This is a genomic window from Pseudomonas sp. TKO26 (assembly GCF_003225665.1).
Lineage (GTDB): Bacteria > Pseudomonadota > Gammaproteobacteria > Pseudomonadales > Pseudomonadaceae > Aquipseudomonas > Aquipseudomonas saponiphila.
Window position 1 is genome coordinate 1 of sequence record NZ_QKLN01000062.1, and the last position, 396, is coordinate 396.

Below are 396 nucleotides of genomic sequence, written 5' to 3' on the forward strand. Positions count from 1 at the left end.
CGCGATCAGCACGTCGCCGCCGCCAAGACCCGGCGGGAACGCGAACGGACCCGTCTCGACCTGCCCCGGGTGGACTTCGACAAGCTGGCCGACAAGGCCAGCATGAAGACCGCCGAGGACATGTTTGCCGCCCTGGGCGCGGGCGACCTGCGCCTGGCGCAACTGGTCAACCTGGCCCAGCAACTGGTGGAGACGGAGCGCGGCAACGAGCAACTGGAGCTGATCCCGCGCAAGGCCGCCGGCTACAAGACGGGCAAGCGCGGCGATATCCAGATCCAGGGCGTGGGCAACCTGATGACCCAGATGGCCGGCTGCTGCCAGCCGCTGCCGGGGGATGGGATGGTCGGTGACATCACCCAGGGCCGCGGGGTGAGGATTCACCGGCAGGTGCGTGCG

Annotated in this window: 1 pseudogene; it reads left to right on the forward strand. The window is 69.4% G+C overall.

The features are described from left to right. Nucleotides 1-396, forward strand: a pseudogene (locus DNK59_RS31465) (bifunctional (p)ppGpp synthetase/guanosine-3',5'-bis(diphosphate) 3'-pyrophosphohydrolase); the annotation flags it as partial.